At 53.4% G+C, this 17312-nt stretch carries 16 protein-coding genes and 1 pseudogene; 12 read left to right on the forward strand and 5 right to left on the reverse strand.

What is annotated here, in order from left to right; translation table 11 throughout:
• Positions 1-8 precede the first annotated feature (8 nt).
• From M2374_RS16545 to M2374_RS16570, 6 genes are read left to right on the forward strand one after another with little or no spacing between them, the layout of a single operon-like run.
• Positions 9-785, forward strand: a complete 777-nt coding sequence (locus tag M2374_RS16545; RefSeq protein ID WP_153879462.1) for a molecular chaperone — start codon at positions 9-11, stop codon at positions 783-785.
• Positions 786-798: 13 nt separating this feature from the next.
• On the forward strand, positions 799-1404 hold the full coding sequence (locus M2374_RS16550; RefSeq protein ID WP_117341997.1) for a fimbrial protein: 606 nt from the start codon (positions 799-801) through the stop codon (positions 1402-1404).
• Complete coding sequence (locus M2374_RS16555; protein WP_117341998.1) at positions 1401-2465, forward strand: fimbrial protein; 1065 nt, start codon at positions 1401-1403, stop codon at positions 2463-2465. Before M2374_RS16550 ends, M2374_RS16555 begins: the two co-directional genes overlap by 4 nt.
• 9 nt (positions 2466-2474) lie before the next feature.
• Entirely contained in the window at positions 2475-3017 is a 543-nt protein-coding gene (locus M2374_RS16560) for a fimbrial protein (protein ID WP_117341999.1), read from the forward strand.
• 1 nt (position 3018) lies between these two features.
• Positions 3019-4686 (forward strand): O-antigen ligase, encoded by a 1668-nt coding sequence (locus M2374_RS16565; RefSeq protein ID WP_146717506.1) that lies wholly within the window; start codon positions 3019-3021, stop codon positions 4684-4686.
• Between the two features lies 1 nt (position 4687).
• Entirely contained in the window at positions 4688-5401 is a 714-nt protein-coding gene (locus M2374_RS16570) for an EAL domain-containing protein (protein ID WP_228758121.1), read from the forward strand.
• 26 nt (positions 5402-5427) lie between these two features.
• Here the strand turns inward: M2374_RS16570 and M2374_RS16575 are convergent, their stop codons facing one another.
• From M2374_RS16575 to fadE, 3 genes are all read right to left on the reverse strand, one after another.
• Positions 5428-5838, reverse strand: coding sequence for a Spy/CpxP family protein refolding chaperone (locus tag M2374_RS16575; protein ID WP_096758202.1), 411 nt, complete (start codon positions 5836-5838; stop codon positions 5428-5430).
• Positions 5839-5993: 155 nt separating this feature from the next.
• Entirely contained in the window at positions 5994-6761 is a 768-nt protein-coding gene (locus M2374_RS16580; RefSeq protein ID WP_115259360.1) for an amidohydrolase, read from the reverse strand.
• 109 nt (positions 6762-6870) lie between these two features.
• On the reverse strand, positions 6871-9315 hold the full coding sequence (gene fadE / locus M2374_RS16585) for an acyl-CoA dehydrogenase FadE (RefSeq protein ID WP_181688451.1): 2445 nt from the start codon (positions 9313-9315) through the stop codon (positions 6871-6873).
• 239 nt (positions 9316-9554) lie between these two features.
• On the opposite strand from fadE, the gene lpcA reads away from it, so the two are divergent.
• Positions 9555-10133 carry a D-sedoheptulose 7-phosphate isomerase gene (gene lpcA, locus M2374_RS16590; RefSeq protein ID WP_096758199.1) on the forward strand — a complete coding sequence of 193 codons (579 nt, stop codon included), beginning with the start codon at positions 9555-9557 and terminating at the stop codon, positions 10131-10133.
• Between the two features lie 111 nt (positions 10134-10244).
• Positions 10245-11012 (forward strand): class II glutamine amidotransferase, encoded by a 768-nt coding sequence (locus M2374_RS16595; RefSeq protein WP_115259356.1) that lies wholly within the window; start codon positions 10245-10247, stop codon positions 11010-11012.
• Here M2374_RS16595 and dpaA read toward each other — a convergent pair.
• Positions 10983-11723, reverse strand: a complete 741-nt coding sequence (gene dpaA, locus M2374_RS16600; RefSeq protein ID WP_117342003.1) for a peptidoglycan meso-diaminopimelic acid protein amidase — start codon at positions 11721-11723, stop codon at positions 10983-10985. The genes M2374_RS16595 and dpaA overlap by 30 nt on opposite strands.
• Positions 11724-12071: 348 nt before the next feature.
• Here dpaA and M2374_RS16605 point away from each other — a divergent pair, with 348 nt between their 5' ends.
• Positions 12072-12833: a C40 family peptidase gene (locus M2374_RS16605; protein WP_096758196.1), complete on the forward strand. Its 762-nt coding sequence runs from the start codon at positions 12072-12074 to the stop codon at positions 12831-12833.
• A 37-nt stretch (positions 12834-12870) separates the two neighbouring features.
• Here the strand turns inward: M2374_RS16605 and M2374_RS16610 are convergent.
• Positions 12871-14589: pseudogene (locus M2374_RS16610) on the reverse strand (flagellar biosynthesis protein FlhA); the annotation flags it as partial.
• Between M2374_RS16610 and lafU the strand changes: the two are divergent.
• From lafU to dinB, 3 genes are all read left to right on the forward strand, one after another.
• Complete coding sequence (gene lafU, locus M2374_RS16615) at positions 14555-15415, forward strand: putative lateral flagellar export/assembly protein LafU (RefSeq protein WP_181540021.1); 861 nt, start codon at positions 14555-14557, stop codon at positions 15413-15415. The pseudogene M2374_RS16610 and the gene lafU overlap by 35 nt on opposite strands.
• Positions 15416-15472: 57 nt before the next feature.
• Positions 15473-16120, forward strand: a complete 648-nt coding sequence (locus M2374_RS16620) for a DNA primase (protein ID WP_135912520.1) — start codon at positions 15473-15475, stop codon at positions 16118-16120.
• A 64-nt stretch (positions 16121-16184) separates the two neighbouring features.
• The gene (gene dinB / locus M2374_RS16625) at positions 16185-17240 is read left to right on the forward strand and encodes a DNA polymerase IV (RefSeq protein ID WP_137363208.1); all 1056 of its coding nucleotides are present in this window, start codon (positions 16185-16187) and stop codon (positions 17238-17240) included.
• Positions 17241-17312: the final 72 nt, after the last annotated feature.

The raw sequence follows: 17312 nt of genomic DNA on the forward strand, positions 1-17312 counted from the left end.
AGCGAACCATGAATAACCAAGCTATTTACTCCGTGCAGCGCTGGCTGAAGCCGGTCGCCTGCGGTTTGCTGTTTGCCGCGGACATCCATTCCGCGTGGGCGGGCATTGCGCTTGACCGTACCCGGCTGATCATCACCGGCGATGCGCGCTCTGTTAGTGCGAACTTAAGCAATACGAGCCCGAGCATTCCATTCCTCGCGCAGTCATGGGTGGAGGACGCGAGCGGGACAAAAATCACCTCGCCGCTGATGGTTTTGCCGCCGTTGCAGCGCATTAATGGCGGGCAAAAGGGCATTGCCCGGGTAACAAAAACCGGCGGCATTAATGCATTGCCGCAGGATCGCGAAAGCCTGTTCTATCTGAATGTTCGTGAGATTCCACCTAAGCCAGATAAGCCAAACGTGCTGCAACTGGCGATGCAGTCACGCATCAAACTGTTTTACCGTCCGTCGGCAATTGTGCCTGAAACACCCGGAGCGGTATGGCAAAACCAGCTGGTGTTCCACAAGCAGGGTGCCCGCTGGACCGTGAATAACCCGACGCCTTACTTCGTGACCTTAATTGGCTTGAGCCGCAAGCCGGAAGCGCAGGGCGGCGGCAGGCTGACTGACTTCCCCGGAATAATGATCTCGCCTAAGTCGTCTCTCGATTTCAGCGTGAAAGAGGGCGATGTCAGCCAGTTCAGCATGATGTACGTGAACGATTTTGGCGGCCATCCCGAACTGAAATACCGCTGTACAGGCAATGTGTGTCAGGCATTGCCGATGGAGCAACAGCCCCGGTAACAGGACTCGGTAAATGAAAAAAATGCTTTGCGCCCTGCTGATGCTGGGAGTGGCCGGGATGGTTCAGGCCAAAAGCGGCCGTCAGGATATGAGCCATGTGTCCGGCGAGTATGGCAACGTTCGCTTTCACGGTCGTGTTTATGTCTCACCGTGCGTGCTGGATATGGCATCGCGCGATCAAACCATCAACCTTGGCGATATTTCTGCCCGCCGGTTTCACCAGGGAGGCGATCGTAGCGATTCGGTGTTGGTCACGCTGTATCTGAACGACTGCTTAAAGGGCTCAGGTCATGCCCTGCAGGATTTTCCCGGGCAGGCCAGCGAAATGCCTAAGCTGGCGCACAGCACGGTGGAGCGTGGCGTCTCGCTGACGCTGATGGCCGACAGTTCTCCGGGAAACAGCGATCTGGCCCGGATCCATGGCAATGTGCGAGGAGCAGGCATTCGGCTGATGACCGAACGTCAGCAACCGATCCATCTAAGCCAACCGCAGCGCATGTGGATCCTCAAACCTGGAGATAACGCTATTCACTTTCTTGCCGCGCTGGAGTCTATCGGGCGCGAGGTCAGCGCTGGTGAATTTCGCGGTCTGGTGAGACTTAAGCTGGAGTATCTATGAGCGTTTGGCATAAAACGTTGTTCTGGACAGCGCTGGCTTGCTGTCCGCTGACGGCGCACGCATTTAGCCAGGGAGAGGGTGAACCAGAGGGCGGGGCACCGCATCAGTACGATATTGAACTGAGTTCGCTGGATGTCAGCAAAAACCACGTTGGTGGTCGAACGGAGCCGTTTCCATGGAATCTGGGGAGCTGGTATGTAGTGAATTTTTATTGCCAGCAGGCCGATATCTCACGAGAACCTATTTACTACACCACCACCACCACGATGCCACCTTCAAGTCAGGGGGCGAACCGTTTCCGACTCAATGAGTATCTGGATGTCGATGTTCAGGTATGGGTCGCCGGGGGCTATAAGAAATATGTCCAGGCTCCCTTTACCAATGTTTCAAACCGCAACAACAGCAACACCTGCAAAAAGCGAAAGGGCTACGTGCGCGCCAGTAATGTTGAAAGTGGTTCGAAAGGGAAAGTGACGTTTATTGTCACCAAACCCATTATTAACGGTATCAGTATCACTTCTCAGTCGTTGCTGGAGGTCGCCGGGCGCATGGGAAGCGGTGGACCCACACCCACAACGGCGATTTCCCGCGTGGTGATTAAATCCGGGCTGATTACCGTGCCGGATAAATGCACCTTTAACCGGGGCGATAAAATCAGTATCGAATTTGGCGATTTGCCCGGTTCTGCCGCCCGGCTCAATGGTTCCAATTTCAGCAAGTCGATCCCGATTCATGTGTCCTGCGAAGGCGGCAGTTTTGATCAAGGGGCGCTGAACATCAATTTGGGCGTACAAACCACCACGGCTTCAGGCACGGCGGGGTTTAACGATCATTTCCTCGGCACCCTCAGCAGCGGAGAAAAACGCGACGACCTCGGTATTGTCCTGAAGGATGAGAGTGGAAGCATTGTGGTGCCGAATCAGTTCTATAACGTCAAGGGCTTTTACCAGAATCAGGGCGACTGGAACCTCACCGCCGCGCCGGTAGCGAAGCCAGGCGTGGGTAGCGTTAAGGTGGGGGAGTTTGAAGCTTCGGCCACCGTTGTTGCGCAGTTTCAGTAAGGTAATGCCATGATATTCAGGACGTTAATCACGCTCAGCGCGCTGCTGATCGGCGGTACGGTGCAGGCCGACACCAAACTGGTCGGCGGCGATATGCACTTCCACGGCACCATCAGGGCGCTGGCCTGTAGTATTGCGCCGGGTGGCGACAAAATCGAGGTCGATTTCGGGCAAATCGCGACCCAGGATCTTTATCTTGCCGGGCGCGGTAAGCCGGAAAAATTCAGTATTCAGCTCCGTGATTGCGATCCTGATGTCTTTCGTGGGATCTCCGTGACCTTCGGCGGCACTGAAGATGCGGAACTGCCCGATCATCTGGCACTGGATAGTCACGAGCAGGGGGGCGCATCAGGGATCGGCATAGGGATGAGCGAAGAAGACGGCGCGGCAATCCGGCTTGATGAGAGTACGTCAGTGACAGACATTACCAAAGGATCGATGACGCTGAATTTTCTGGCGTGGGTCGAGGCCCAGCCGACAGCGTTGAAAAATCAGTCCCTTGAGTACGGTCCTTTTAGCGCCAGTGGGACCTGGACGCTGAACTATCAATAGTATGAAAAATACACTGAATCGCCTTGCCCCGCTGCCTGCGCAGAGAGTATTTCTCGGGCTCAGCCTGTTTTACTGGTGCGGGGCAATGCACCTTTACTGGCCGAATAATGGCGGCAGCGGCCTGTCGTTACCGCTCAATATTTTGGCCTGGATCTACGCAGTTGTATTAGCCGGCTGCGTATCCGTACGACCCCCTCGCCAGGTCTGGCGCGTCACCTTGCCTGCCGTCGGGTTTATCGCAGGCTCACTCATTCTGACGTTGCTCTGTCTGATGACGCCCGCAGTCTGGCAACCTGAGTCACTGTTGGTGGCTGGGGCGCTGTTGGGCGGTGTGCTGGTTTATCTGGTGGTGCTGCAAATTCCGCTGGCGGCGAACACCCTGACGACATTACTGGCGCTGTTATGGGGAGCCAGCCTTATCGAGTGCCTCGTCTTCGTCTATCAGTATTGGCATCTACCGGGCGTGGGCTACTGGGAGTTTGCCTGGTGGCGCAGTACGCGGCCCTACGGCATTTTTCAGCAGGTTAACCTGATGGCCAGCTTCACCGCCTGCGGCACCCTGCTGTCGGTAGTGTTGGCCCTGCGACTACGCGGCAGAAAGATAATCGCCATGGTGTTTGCCCTTGGTGTGATGGGGTTTGTGCTGCATGAATCACAGTCGCAAACCGGGTATTTGTCACTGGTCGTCGGTGAAGCGCTGCTGCTGATGATTTTCCCCGCCCGGCGGCGGACGTTACTGCTTCTTGTGCTGCCGCTGGTGGTCGGAATGCTAGCAGGAGCGGCCGCGCGCCATGTTATGTCCGTTGCGACGGTCGAGCACTTGACGTCATCGCAGGTGCGCTGGACGGTATTGAAAACGTCGCTGGCCCTGTTTATGGCGCGACCGTGGACGGGCTGGGGCATCGGCAGCTTTCCCGCTCTGTTTCTTGACCGCGCGGGCCATCTGGGACTGAGCAGCATGTCGCACCCGCACAACGAGCTGGTGCTATGGATGGTCGAAGGCGGCATGGTCGGACTGGCGGGCACGCTCTGTTTTATTGCCGGAGGGTTCTGGCTCTGGCGGCGTGGCGATCGCTGGCACCGCGCCTGCATGGTGGCGGCGCTGCCGGTGGCGATTCATATGCTGACTGAATATCCCGTCAGGCAGTCGACGCCTCACTGGCTGCTGCTGATCCTGCTGCTACGTTGTGCGGATCGCACGGAAAACGCGTATCGGCTGGCGCTGTCGGTGACGAAAGGGATGTGCGTGACCGCGTTTATTACATTTTTGCTTTTAACACCGGTATTGCTCCTCACGCTACAAACGCAGCAGCAGTTGACGATGGTGGAGCGGCGGGCAGAGCAGTGGCGACTGGCCAAATCGATCCCGGTAGGGGGCTGGTTGCTGGTCAGTCGCTACCGGTTTGATGTTGCAATGGGCGATGTGCAACGTTATCAGCGAACCCGGGATACCCGCTGGCTGGCGCACGTTCAACGCTGGGCGCCTGACTATGTACGTGTTCATCCTGACCCGAACGTCTCCTACATCCAAATCTTGCTGGCGCTCAAGCAGCGCGACATGCCCGCAGCACGTCGTCTGGCGGCACGCTTTTATCGTGAATACCCGAACGATCGCCGTATCCCCTGGCTGCAGGATGCCCGACGTCCTTTTAATCAAAAAATGGAATGACATGAACAGACCAAACGAACAGGCTCAATATCTACCCGCACGTCCCCGCAATGCCGAGCTGCTGCGGATAACCGGGATCCGTTTACAGCACATTCATTTTTTTGATGACGCCTCGCTGGATGTCCGTGAGGTGTTGAGTCAGGTTCGGACGTCGTTACCGCTGGATCTTTTTTTCAAGCACCTTTCCACAACCGCGAAGCAGCAACTCTTTCTTTGGCAAATGCAGCGGGTACTGGCGCTGCCGGGAAGCTACTCCCTGAATGTGTCTGTCCGGATGCTGACCTGCATGTCGTGGGTGACACGATTGATTAAACGGGCGCATCAAGGGCGTATTGTGATCGAAATTCAGGACCCAGGCACCATGATGCGTCTGGAAAAGTCAGAACAGCAGGCGGTGTGTATTGCGATAAGATCCCTGGTGCGCCACGGGTTCCGCGTCTGGCTGGATGATGTATCGCCCGAGCTATTTTTTGTCTGGCGACTGTCTGGGGTTCGGTTCGATGCCATCAAAATTGAAAGCGGAATGTTTCATCAGTTCAGAGAATCGGAGTGGCAGCTGAGAGTTCTCATCAACCAGTTTCGCGGGCTGGGCGAGCGGGTGGTGATCGAGGGGGTGGAAACGCCGGAGGATTATGCCATCTGTCGCGTAAGCGGTGCCGATGCCGTGCAGGGATTTCTGTTTGCGCAAGAAATAATGCCTGAGCTGACAGCCTGAACCATTGCTGGTTCAGGCTTATGCCATTACTCGCCCAGCGTCTGTGCGATATCTTTTTGCACCAGCTTACGCTGCTCTGGTGTGAGGACTTTGCTCAGGTCAAAGTAGTATTTCACGCGGTAGTAACGTGCCTGCTGTTCGATGTTGCTGAACGCGGCAAGCTGTTTCTTAACAGCGGCATCATCCCATTTTCCGGACTTGATCACGTCAATCAGCACGCCGTCTTTAACGTCGTTCACCGAAATCTGGCTGACATTGGTTTCCAGCTGTTGGTGCAGCTTTTTAATCTGCGCCACCTGGTCATTGCTCAGTTTCAGGTGCTGTACCACTGGATCCTGGGCCGGGGCCGGAACGTTGGATACGTTTGCTGCAAGTGTGCTAAAGGAGGCACCCGCTAGGGTAGCAGCCAGCAAAGTCATGCGTACAAATTTCTTCATTTTGATATCCTGATAAGGGAATTTACGTGTGATTATCATTTTCAGAATACGTTGCCTGAGGCATGTCGCCACGCGAATTTGTTTTGCGGTTAGTTACGGAGTGAAACAATCCCGCCACGAGGAAACCGTTCCGTAACGGGCGAGAAGAGATATCTCTATAGCGTAAACGGGTCGGCATCCTGCCAGGCCGGAAACTTCTCGCGATACTCCCGCAATGCTGTAAGCGACAGCTCAGCATCAATCCGCGTGGCCTGGTGCGCCTCGGCGGTGGCAATAATTTCCCCTTGCGGGTTAATTACCCGGCTGTCCCCGCGATAATGATGGCCATTGCCATCGCTACCAACCCGGTTACATCCTGCTACATAAGCCTGGTTCTCAATTGCCCGGGCGACCAGCAGCGCCTGCCAGTGCAGTGAGCGTGGTGCAGGCCAGTTTGCGACATATAATGCCAGGTCATAATCCTCGCGATTGCGTGACCATACCGGAAACCGCAGGTCATAACAGACCAGCGGTAAAATACGCCAGCCGCGCCATTGAACAATGACGCGTTCTTCTCCAGCCTGATAATACTGGTGCTCGTTCGCCATGCGGAACAGGTGGCGTTTATCATAAAAATGAACGCATCCTTCGGGTTCTACCAGTAAAAAACGATTTACCGGGCCACGTTCTGACTGTAACGCGGCGCTGCCGGCGATTAGCGCATTTGTCTGCTGCGCTTTGGCGTGCATCCAGCGAACAACCTCTTCCTGCGTAAGCGACGTGCTGGCCGCTTCCATCGCAAAGCCGCTGGTAAACATCTCGGGCAATACAATGACGTCTCGTCCGGTGATTGTTTCAAGCTGTCGGTCGAAATGGCGCAGGTTAGCCGGGCCATCCATCCAGATCAGTGGTTGTTGCAGTAGGGTAATTTTCAAACCAGGCACAATCGAGGCTCCTCGTTGAACAGCATTTTGACACTGTAGCATGAGCATTACCGAAAATGTGGCAATAAAAAGCCCCGCGTTAAGCGGGGCTGGAAGTCGTGCGCGATCGCTATGCCGCTTCGACTTTACGCACTTTCTCTGGCAACTTTACCGGTTGGGTCGCCAGCTCCTCAGGGTCAAAATCATCCACGTTGATGCTGCGCAGACGGCTCTCTTCCGCTTTCACCAGAATCGCGGCTTCGTCTTTATCAATCAACCCTTTTGCCAGCGCGTTACGCGCCAGTTCATCCAGGCGGGTAAACGGCAGGTTTTTACCCAGCTCTTTGCAGATACGCTGGTGGATAGGGTCGGCGGCAATCACGTCCAGCAACGCTTCTTCCAACAAGCCGACCGGATTGTATTGGCTTGGCGTCAGATACTGACCGCGACCGATGCGTGAACGGGTTGCGCTCGGCACCTGCAAAATCTTGGCAACTTTATGATCCAGTTTGTCAGAAGGCGCATGGTAGTGGCGACCGGTCGGGAAGATAACCACATTCAGCAGCCCGGAAACGAAACGGTTCGGGAAGTTTTGTAGCAGATCGTCCATCGCCTGTTCCGCTTTATACAACGCATCCTGTACGCCCCAGTGAACCAGCGGCAGGTCGGCTTCATGGCGGCCTTCGTCGTCATAACGCTTCAGCACGGCGGAAGCCAGATACAGCTGACTTAATACATCGCCCAGACGCGCGGAGATACGCTCGCGACGCTTCAGACTACCGCCCAGCACGGCCATGGAGACATCTGAGAGTAATGCCAGGTTGGCGCTCAGACGGTTCAGGTGCTGGTAGTAACGTTTGGTGGCATCACCGGTTGGCGTGCTGCTGGTAAGCCCGCGCGTCAGACCGAGCCAGAAACTGCGTACCTTATTGCTGCCGACGTGACCAATGTGCTTAAACAGCAGCTTATCGAACGCATTCACATCGTTGTTCTGCGCCGCCGCCATCTCTTCCAGCACGTACGGATGGCAACGAATTGCCCCCTGGCCGAAGATCATCATGCTACGGGTCAGAATATTGGCACCTTCAACGGTGATGGCGATCGGGGCGCCCTGGTAAGCACGCGCCAGGAAGTTGCTTTCGCCCAGCATAATGCCTTTACCGCCAGTGATATCCATCGCATCGATGATTGACTGCTGCCCGCGGTGGGTACAGTGATATTTCACGATGGCGGAAAGTACCGCTGGTTTTTCGCCGAGCATAATACCGTAGGTAATCAGCGACGCCGCGGCGTCCATCACGTAGGCGTTACCGGCAATACGCGCCAGCGGTTCTTCAATACCTTCCATCTTGCCGATAGAGATTTTGAACTGGCGACGAATATGCGCATAGGCACCTGTTGCCATGGCAACCGATTTCACGCCACCTGTCGAGTTAGATGGCAGCGTAATGCCGCGCCCCACAGACAGACATTCCACCAGCATACGCCAGCCCTGACCGGCCATCTTCGGGCCACCGATAATGTAATCAATCGGTACAAAAACATCTTTACCCAGCGTCGGACCGTTCTGGAACGGGACGTTCAGCGGGAAGTGGCGACGACCAATTTCTACACCCGGTGTTGAGGTGGGGATCAGCGCGCAGGTAATGCCCAGATCTTCTTCGCCGCCCAGCAGTTTTTCCGGGTCGGAGAGTTTAAACGCCAGGCCCAGCACGGTGGCGATAGGGGCCAGCGTGATATAGCGTTTGTTCCAGGTCAGGCGCATACCCAGCACCTGCTGACCCTGCCATTCACCCATGCAAACTACGCCGGTATCCGGAATCGCCCCTGCATCGGAGCCCGCTTCCGGGCTGGTCAGCGCAAAGCAAGGGATTTCCTGACCACGCGCCAGACGCGGCAAATAATGGTTTTTCTGTTCTTCGGTGCCGTAATGTTGCAGCAGTTCACCCGGGCCTAATGAGTTAGGTACGCCAACGGTGATCGCCAGGATCCCGGAGACGCCGGAGAGTTTTTGCAGTACGCGAGCCTGTGCATAAGCAGAGAATTCCAGACCGCCATACTCTTTCTTGATGATCATCGCGAAAAAGCGGTGCTCTTTCAGATACGCCCACAGTTCTGGCGGCAGATCCGCTAATTCATGGGTGATCTGGAAGTCGTTTGCCATGCGGCACGCTTCTTCGACCGGACCGTCAATAAAGGCCTGCTCTTCTGCCGTCAGGCGTGGCTGCGGATAGCTGTGCAATTTCTTCCAGTCCGGTTTGCCCTGGAACAGATCGCCTTCCCACCAGGTGGTACCGGCATCAATTGCTTCTTTCTCGGTGCGCGACATCGGCGGCATAACCTTACGGAAGCCGCGGAACACTGGCGCAGAGATCATGGATTTACGCATCGGCGTAAAGTTAAACGGCACCAGAATAATGGCCAGAGGAACCAGCAGCCAGACCGACCACAGGCCAGCTACGCCGAGCGCAGCCGTCCATGCGAGCAAAATTACGCTGCTGAGAAACAAGCTCACGCGGTGATAAAACAATACGCCGAGCAGAACAATCGTTGCGAGAATACTCAAAATCATCATATCGAAAAGCTCCCTTGCTTGTAGGAGGTCTGACCACTTGTGATGATATGGTTGTAGTGGATGTAAATTCTTTTAGCAATGTGTTTACAAAATAATTACAACAAAGCTCACATTGTTGTTGTTTTCACCGGCACAAAAAATCAAAAGCCACAGCCATTCCTGTGGCTTATGCTTCTCGCCTGTAGTGCTATCCGGTACACTGCATCTTGTCATTTACATTCATGCTGAAGGATATCCTCATGTACCAGGATCTTATTCGTAACGAACTGAGCGAAGCGGCGGAAACGCTGGCTAATTTTTTAAAAGATGACGCCAATATTCACGCTATTCAGCGCGCGGCGGTCCTGCTGGCAGACAGTTTTAAAGCGGGTGGCAAGGTACTTTCCTGCGGTAACGGCGGCTCCCATTGCGACGCAATGCACTTTGCTGAAGAGCTGACCGGGCGCTACCGTGAAAACCGTCCGGGCTATCCGGCGATCGCTATCTCTGATGTCAGCCATATCTCCTGCGTCAGCAATGATTTCGGTTACGATTATATTTTCTCTCGCTATGTTGAAGCGGTAGGGCGTGAAGGGGATGTCCTGTTAGGCATTTCGACCTCCGGTAACTCGGCAAACGTGATTAAAGCCATTGCCGCTGCGCGTGAGAAAGGAATGAAAGTCATCACCCTGACCGGGAAAGATGGCGGCAAAATGGCCGGCAGCGCCGACATTGAAATTCGCGTCCCGCACTTTGGCTATGCTGACCGTATTCAGGAAATTCACATTAAAGTGATTCATATTCTGATTCAGCTGATCGAAAAAGAGATGGTTAAGTAAGAAGGCTATTGCCGGATGGCGGCTGAAGCCTTATCCGGCCTACTTGCGTTTTGCGTAGGCCTGATAAGCGTAACGCCATCAGGCAGTTCAGCGTTTTAAGGTAGGTGATATATGTGCGAACTGCTCGGGATGAGCGCCAATGTGCCAACCGATATTTGCTTTAGCTTCACCGGGCTGGTTCAGCGCGGGGGAGGTACCGGGCCGCACAAAGACGGCTGGGGGATTACGTTTTATGAAGGTAAGGGTTGCCGTACATTTAAAGATCCGCAACCCAGCTTTAATTCGCCTATCGCCAAACTGGTACAAGACTATCCCATCAAATCCTGTTCCGTGATTGCTCATATTCGTCAGGCGAATCGGGGAGAAGTGGCGCTGGAAAATACCCATCCGTTCACGCGTGAACTGTGGGGGCGCAACTGGACCTATGCCCATAACGGACAGCTAAGCGGTTATAAATCGCTGGAAACCGGTAATTTTCGTCCGGTCGGAGAAACCGACAGCGAAAAAGCGTTCTGCTGGCTGCTACATAAGCTGGTTGAACGTTATCCGCGTACGCCGGGCAACATGACTGCGGTGTTTAAATATATTGCCGTCCTGGCCGGGGAACTGCGTGAGAAGGGCGTTTTCAACATGTTGTTGTCCGACGGGCGCTATGTGATGGCGTTCTGTTCGACCAATCTGTTCTGGATCACCCGCCGCGCACCTTTCGGCGTGGCGACGTTATTGGATCAGGATGTAGAAATCGACTTTAGCTCCGAGACCACACCCAATGATGTGGTCACCGTGATCGCGACGCAGCCGCTGACGGGCAATGAAACCTGGCAAAAGATTATGCCAGGTGAATGGGCGCTATTTTGTCTCGGGGAGCGTGTAGTTTGACGCCAGCTGTGGCTGAATCACTTCATGGCTCAACGGTTTGCTAACGACGTAACGACCATCGACCACGGAAACAGTCGGTGGCTTACGCGTCTGTTCAAAATAGTCGTATCCCGGTTTTAGCTGTGACCAGAACTCTTTGTAATACGAGTTCTGGTGGCGCTTCATGTTGGCATCGGTCATGCGGAACGGGTAAATGCTGACCTGCACGCTGGACTGGCCAAATACTAACGCCCCAGTGACAAACTGGAAAATCTCATCAATGCCGTTGTCGGTCATGGCATAGCAGCCGACAGAAACGCAGGCGCCGTGGATCATCAGGTATTTACCTTCGTACCCGTGCGCGCGGTCATAGGCGTTGGGAAAGCCAATATTAATCGCTTTATAGAAGCGGCTATCCGGTTTGAGCTGACCGCGCTGTACGCTGTAAAACCCTTCCGGGCTTTTAAAATCGCCCTGACGTTGCTTGGGTCCTAACCCGCCGGAATAGTTACAGATCTTGTAGCTGTCGAGCAATTGATACTGTTCGCCCATCTTGACGTACAGATCCAGCGTGCGTTCTTCTTTAAAGATCTGAATATAGACAGGAGATCCCATCAATTGCTGCTTATATTCTTTGCTGACAGGTGCAGTTGGACTGCTACTGCTCAGCAAACCGGCAAATGAAACGCACGGTAATAAAAGCATCGCAAGAAAAAATGCGATTTTACGCATACTGCTTATTCCTTGATAAAACGGTTACACACGCCAGGACGGCAAATAGAGTCGCCAAATCGGATAAATCTGGATTTGGAGCGCTCACATTAGCACCAAGAAAGTTTTTCGCAAGTCTCTCGTGCTGCGTTTACACTTTAGTTTCTCTTTATACGCAAAATTGGACTTAAAGGCAGTCAGACAGCGGCGTAATTTGTCGCTGCTATCCGTCCATTGCATAAGATTAATACTGACTTTCTAATCTATTGAATTTAAAAAATTAATCTATTAATAATCAAATATTAAAAAAGATATCCCGCCAATAGCAGTACACTGCGCCGAACGTGTTTGACCAGGTATTCTTTTTTCATGTCTTTTGCCACTGCACCCCGACGCCTTTTGCCGGGCCTGCTGTCTTTGTGTGTCGTGTTGTCATTACCGTGTATCGCCAAAGTTCAGCCTGTCTTATCAAATACCCCCTTAAACTATGCGGCGCAGTTGCGTATGCGTAATCGTGCCCGGTTACTAAAGCAGTATCATGTGCAGGTTAAAAAGCAGGCCAGCTACGTGGTAGAAGGTAATGCGGAAAGTAAAAAGGCACTGCGCCAGCAGAATCGCGTGCAGATTAAACAGCACCCGGAGTGGTTCCCAGGTCCGCTTAAAGCCAGCGATCATCGCTGGCAGGAACTCGCCGAAAATCCTCATTTTCTCAGTAGCGATCACCTGCACAACATCACCGAAGTGGCGATTCATCGCCTTGAGCAACAGTTAGGTAAACCGTATCTGTGGGGGGGAACCCGTCCGGATGAAGGCTTTGACTGCAGCGGGCTCGTTTTCTATGCCTACAATAAAATTCTGGCGGCGAAACTGCCCCGTACTGCCAATGAAATGTATCACTATCGGCGGGCGACAATTGTCTCTAATCGCGATTTACGTCGTGGTGATTTACTGTTTTTCCATATTCACAGCCGGGATATTGCCGATCATATGGGGGTCTATTTGGGGCAGGGGCAATTTATTGAGTCGCCACGTACCGGCGAAACGATCCGGGTCAGCACCTTGTCCGAACCTTTCTGGCAGGATCATTATCTCGGTGCCCGACGAATTCTGACGGAAAATACAATTCTGTAATAGTCAGGCGGTACTTTCAGCACCGCCTCATCACGCGTTAGCTCAACGCGCCCATAATTTTTAATTCCAGCTCATCCGGCACTTCATTATAAGACAGCACCTGTAGCCCTGGCGCGAACAGACGAGCATAGCGAGCGAGCAGCGGACGTAACTGTGGAGCGACCAACAATATCGGTTCTTTCCCCGCGGCTTTCATTTGTTCTTTTATCTGCGGCATATTGGTCTGGAACTGATTAAGCATATTCGGATCGACCGGTACGCTGTCGAGCATCACTTTGCCACTTTGCTGTGCCTGATTGACCACGTTTGCCAGTAAATTCTCCAGTTCACTATTGAGCGTGTAGACCGCCAGCTCATCTTTGCGTACAAACGGGTGAGTAATACTGCGACGCAGCGCAAGACGGACATCTGCCGTCAGCAGAATGGGATCTTTGGTGGTCGCGCTGCTGGCAACCAGCACGGTGGCAATGGTAACGATATCGCGTAATGAAACGCCTTCGATAAGCAGCGTCCGGTAAACCTTCAATAACTGGCTGTAATTCAGCGCTGCACTGAGATCTTCCGCCAGACGCGGTGCCATGGACGACAGGCGGTTATGTAACTGCGTAATATCATCGTAATTAAACAGATCGGGAATATAGCGACGAATAATCTTATTCACGTGCGTGGCAATGACGCTGGCGCTGTCAATAACCTGATACCCCATATTTAATGCCTTGGCTTTTTGCGCCGGCACAATCCAGGTAACGGGCATCCCGTAGGCCGGGTCGTTCCCTAACACGCCATCTATTTCGCCGTAAGTTTCGCTGGAGGGTAGCGCCATCAGCTTATCTGAGGGGATATCCGCCTCATCCGCTTTAATCCCATTGATGAAAATGGCGTACTGCGTGGGTTTCAGTCTGAAGTTTTCGCGGATACGAATTTCAGGCAGCAACACGCCGTTGCCGTCAGAAATCACCTGCCGCACGCCACGAATACGCTGGGTCAGCGGATTACCTTTCGATTTATCGACCAGCGCCACCAGCTTATAGCCCAGACTCAGGCTAATGGGCTCAATTAACGGAATGGTTTCCCAACTGACCTGCTGCTCGGTGGTTTCGGTGATGGTTTTGGTCAGCGTTTCGAGATTTTTCTCTTCAGTCTCGGCGACTTTCGGACGCTTGCTCATGCGCCAGGCGGTGAACCCTAACAGCGCCGTAAAAGCCAGGAACGGGAAATGTGGCATGCCCGGCACAACGGCCAGCACGAACATAATGCTGGTGGCGGTATAGAGCACCGAAGGGCTGGCCAGCAGCTGGCTACGTACGTCGGTAGCAATATCGCCGCTGTCGCTGACGCGCGTGACGATAATCGCCGCCGCCGTCGACAGCAGCAAAGACGGGATTTGCGCGACCAGGCCGTCACCGATGGTCATCAGCACGTATTGCTGGAACGCGGCCTCAGCGCTTAAATCGTATTTAAAGATCCCAATACAGACGCCGCCGATCAGGTTGATGGCCAGGATCATCATCCCGGCGATGGCGTCCCCACGCACGAACTTTGAAGCACCATCCATCGCACCGTAGAAATCTGCCTCACCCGCCACGTCTTTGCGTCGTGTTTGCGCCTGCGCCTGGTTGATCAACCCGGCATTCAGATCGGCATCAATCGCCATCTGTTTACCGGGCATCGCGTCCAGCGTAAAGCGGGCAGACACCTCGGAGATACGTTCAGCACCTTTAGTGACCACGATAAAGTTGATTGTCAACAGCGTCAGTAAATCCGATCGCGAAAATATCGTTGCGGCGCTGCACGGCCAGTCCATCTTCAACGGGGGAGGGCTCGCACCGTTAAATAAAATTGGCAAACAGCCGATTGCACCGGGGGCCAGCAGTAAAAATGTCACTCGCAGCAAGTCAGATAAACAAGCGCTACCGCAGGAAACGGCTAAAGTGACGGAAGAAACGGCCAAAAAAGTCATGGATGTGAATGAGAAGACGGCGTTGCTGAAGAAAAAGTCCGCGACTGAACTGGGAGAGCTGGCGACTAACATCAACACCATCGCTCGCAATGCGCATATGGAAACTAACCTGGAGATGGAGATCGTCCCTCAAGGGTTACGCGTGCTGATTAAAGATGACCAGAACCGCAATATGTTTGAACGCGGTAGCGCGCGGATCATGCCATTCTTCCGATCGTTACTGGTTGAACTGGCACCGGTTTTTGACACGCTGGACAATAAGATCATCATCACCGGTCACACGGATGCGATGGGCTATAAAAATAATATTTATAACAACTGGAATCTGTCTGGTGACAGGGCGCTCTCCGCCCGCCGCGTGCTGGAAGAAGCGGGGATGCCGCAGGATAAAGTCATGCAGGTCAGCGCCATGGCGGACCAGATGCTGCTGGATGCGAAAAATCCAGAGAGCGCGGGTAACCGCCGCATTGAGATTATGGTGTTGACGCAAAGTGCGTCTGACACGCTGTATCAATACTTTGGTCAGCACGGCGAGAAGGTCGTGCAGCCGTTGGTGGATAAGCTGGATAAACAAAAGCAGGTGACTTCCTTACGTCAACCCCCCGTTGTTGTGCCTCATTAATTCTGTTCTCTCGTCCCCCACGCAACGTGGGGGCATATTATTGCTAAGGAAGGTAATGTGATAGCTGTAACTCAAATTATTCCACTGAATATTCAATCAGATAATGTTACAGATGTGGCCTGTCAGGGCGCGCATTTCGATAATGTATCAGGGATCTGGTACACCGAGCCTGATGGGTTAAAGGAGGGGCTTTTGGACTATGCCTACATTATGGATAGTTACAACATCATTGCGCCCTACTATCTGGTCATTACCTCAAAGATGCACTGCTGGAACTGCCATCAAATCACCCGAATCCATGGGGTTATGTTTACCCGTTATATTAAAAAAATACAGGATGGTGAAGGCTGGCTGTCCGTCAGGCGGAATACGTTTCTGTTCCATATTAATGCGCTGCCAGAAGAGATAATGAAGAACATCAAGGCCAGCAATTACTACCTGGATAAGAGTAAAACCACCGGACTACGCTACTGGATGAACCATTGTGAAATTTGCGGCGAGCGTTTGGGAGACTATGAACTTTTCTGCGTTGAAAATGATGCCTTTCGCCGGATGACCATTGAAAATCTGCTTAAGGCGAATGTGCGAAAAGTGAATAAGCTGTTTGTCAGTACGGCGGGTAACCCTGCAGAGCATGCGTCAAAAGAGGTTGTGCGTTATCTGTGTGATGCCCGTTTCGTCATGAATGGACCCGCAGTACCGTAATACGTGTTCAGACTTCTCATTACATAAAGATACTGTATACTTAAACAGTGTTATGGGAGGGGCGATGCGTAAAATTATACATGTCGATATGGACTGCTTTTTCGCGGCGGTGGAAATGCGTGATAACCCCGCGCTGCGTGATATCCCGATCGCTATCGGTGGCAGCCGTGAACGCCGGGGGGTGATCAGCACCGCCAATTACCCGGCGCGGAAATTTGGCGTACGCAGCGCGATGCCCACGGGGATGGCGCTAAAACTGTGCCCGCATCTCACCTTATTACCCGGTCGTTATGAGGCGTATAAAGAAGCGTCTCGCCAGATTCAGGCGATCTTCGCACGCTACACCTCGCTTATCGAACCCCTTTCGCTGGATGAAGCCTATCTGGACGTCACCGACAGCACGCACTGTCACGGATCGGCCACACTGATTGCCCAGCAAATTCGCCAGACGATTTTTGACGAGCTACAGCTCACCGCCTCCGCGGGGATTGCACCGGTCAAGTTTCTGGCCAAGATCGCCTCCGATCTCAATAAGCCCAACGGGCAATATGTGATCACACCGGATGATGTGCCGGAATTTATCAGAACGCTCCCGCTGGGGAAAATCCCCGGCGTCGGCAAAGTTTCCGCCGCCAAGCTGGAATCCATGGGATTACGTACCTGTGAAGATGTACAACAGTGCGACCTGGCGATATTGCTTAAGCGTTTTGGTAAATTTGGTCGCGTGCTGTGGGAGCGCAGCCAGGGTATTGACGAGCGGGATGTGAATAACGACAGAATGCGCAAATCCGTCGGTGTTGAACGCACGCTGGCAGAGGATATTCATGAGTGGTCAGAATGTGAGGCGATTATCGAGCGGCTTTATCCGGAGCTGGAGCGGCGTCTGGCAAAGGTAAAACCGGATTTATGTATTGCTCGCCAGGGCATTAAATTAAAGTTTAATGACTTTCAGCAGACCACTCAGGAGCACGTCTGGCCGCGCTTAAGTAAAGACGATTTGATTACCACGGCGCGAAAAACCTGGGATGAGCGTCGGGGAGGACGTGGGGTCAGGCTGGTAGGATTACACGTCACGCTGCTGGATCCACAGCTGGAAAGGCAGTTGGTACTGGGGCTTTGAGTTGGATGTATTGCCGGATAGCGGCATAAATACCTTATCCGGCTTACCTACGCGATCGTAGGCCGGATAAGC

The organism is Citrobacter sp. JUb117, assembly GCF_024809055.1.
Classification (GTDB): domain Bacteria; phylum Pseudomonadota; class Gammaproteobacteria; order Enterobacterales; family Enterobacteriaceae; genus Citrobacter; species Citrobacter gillenii.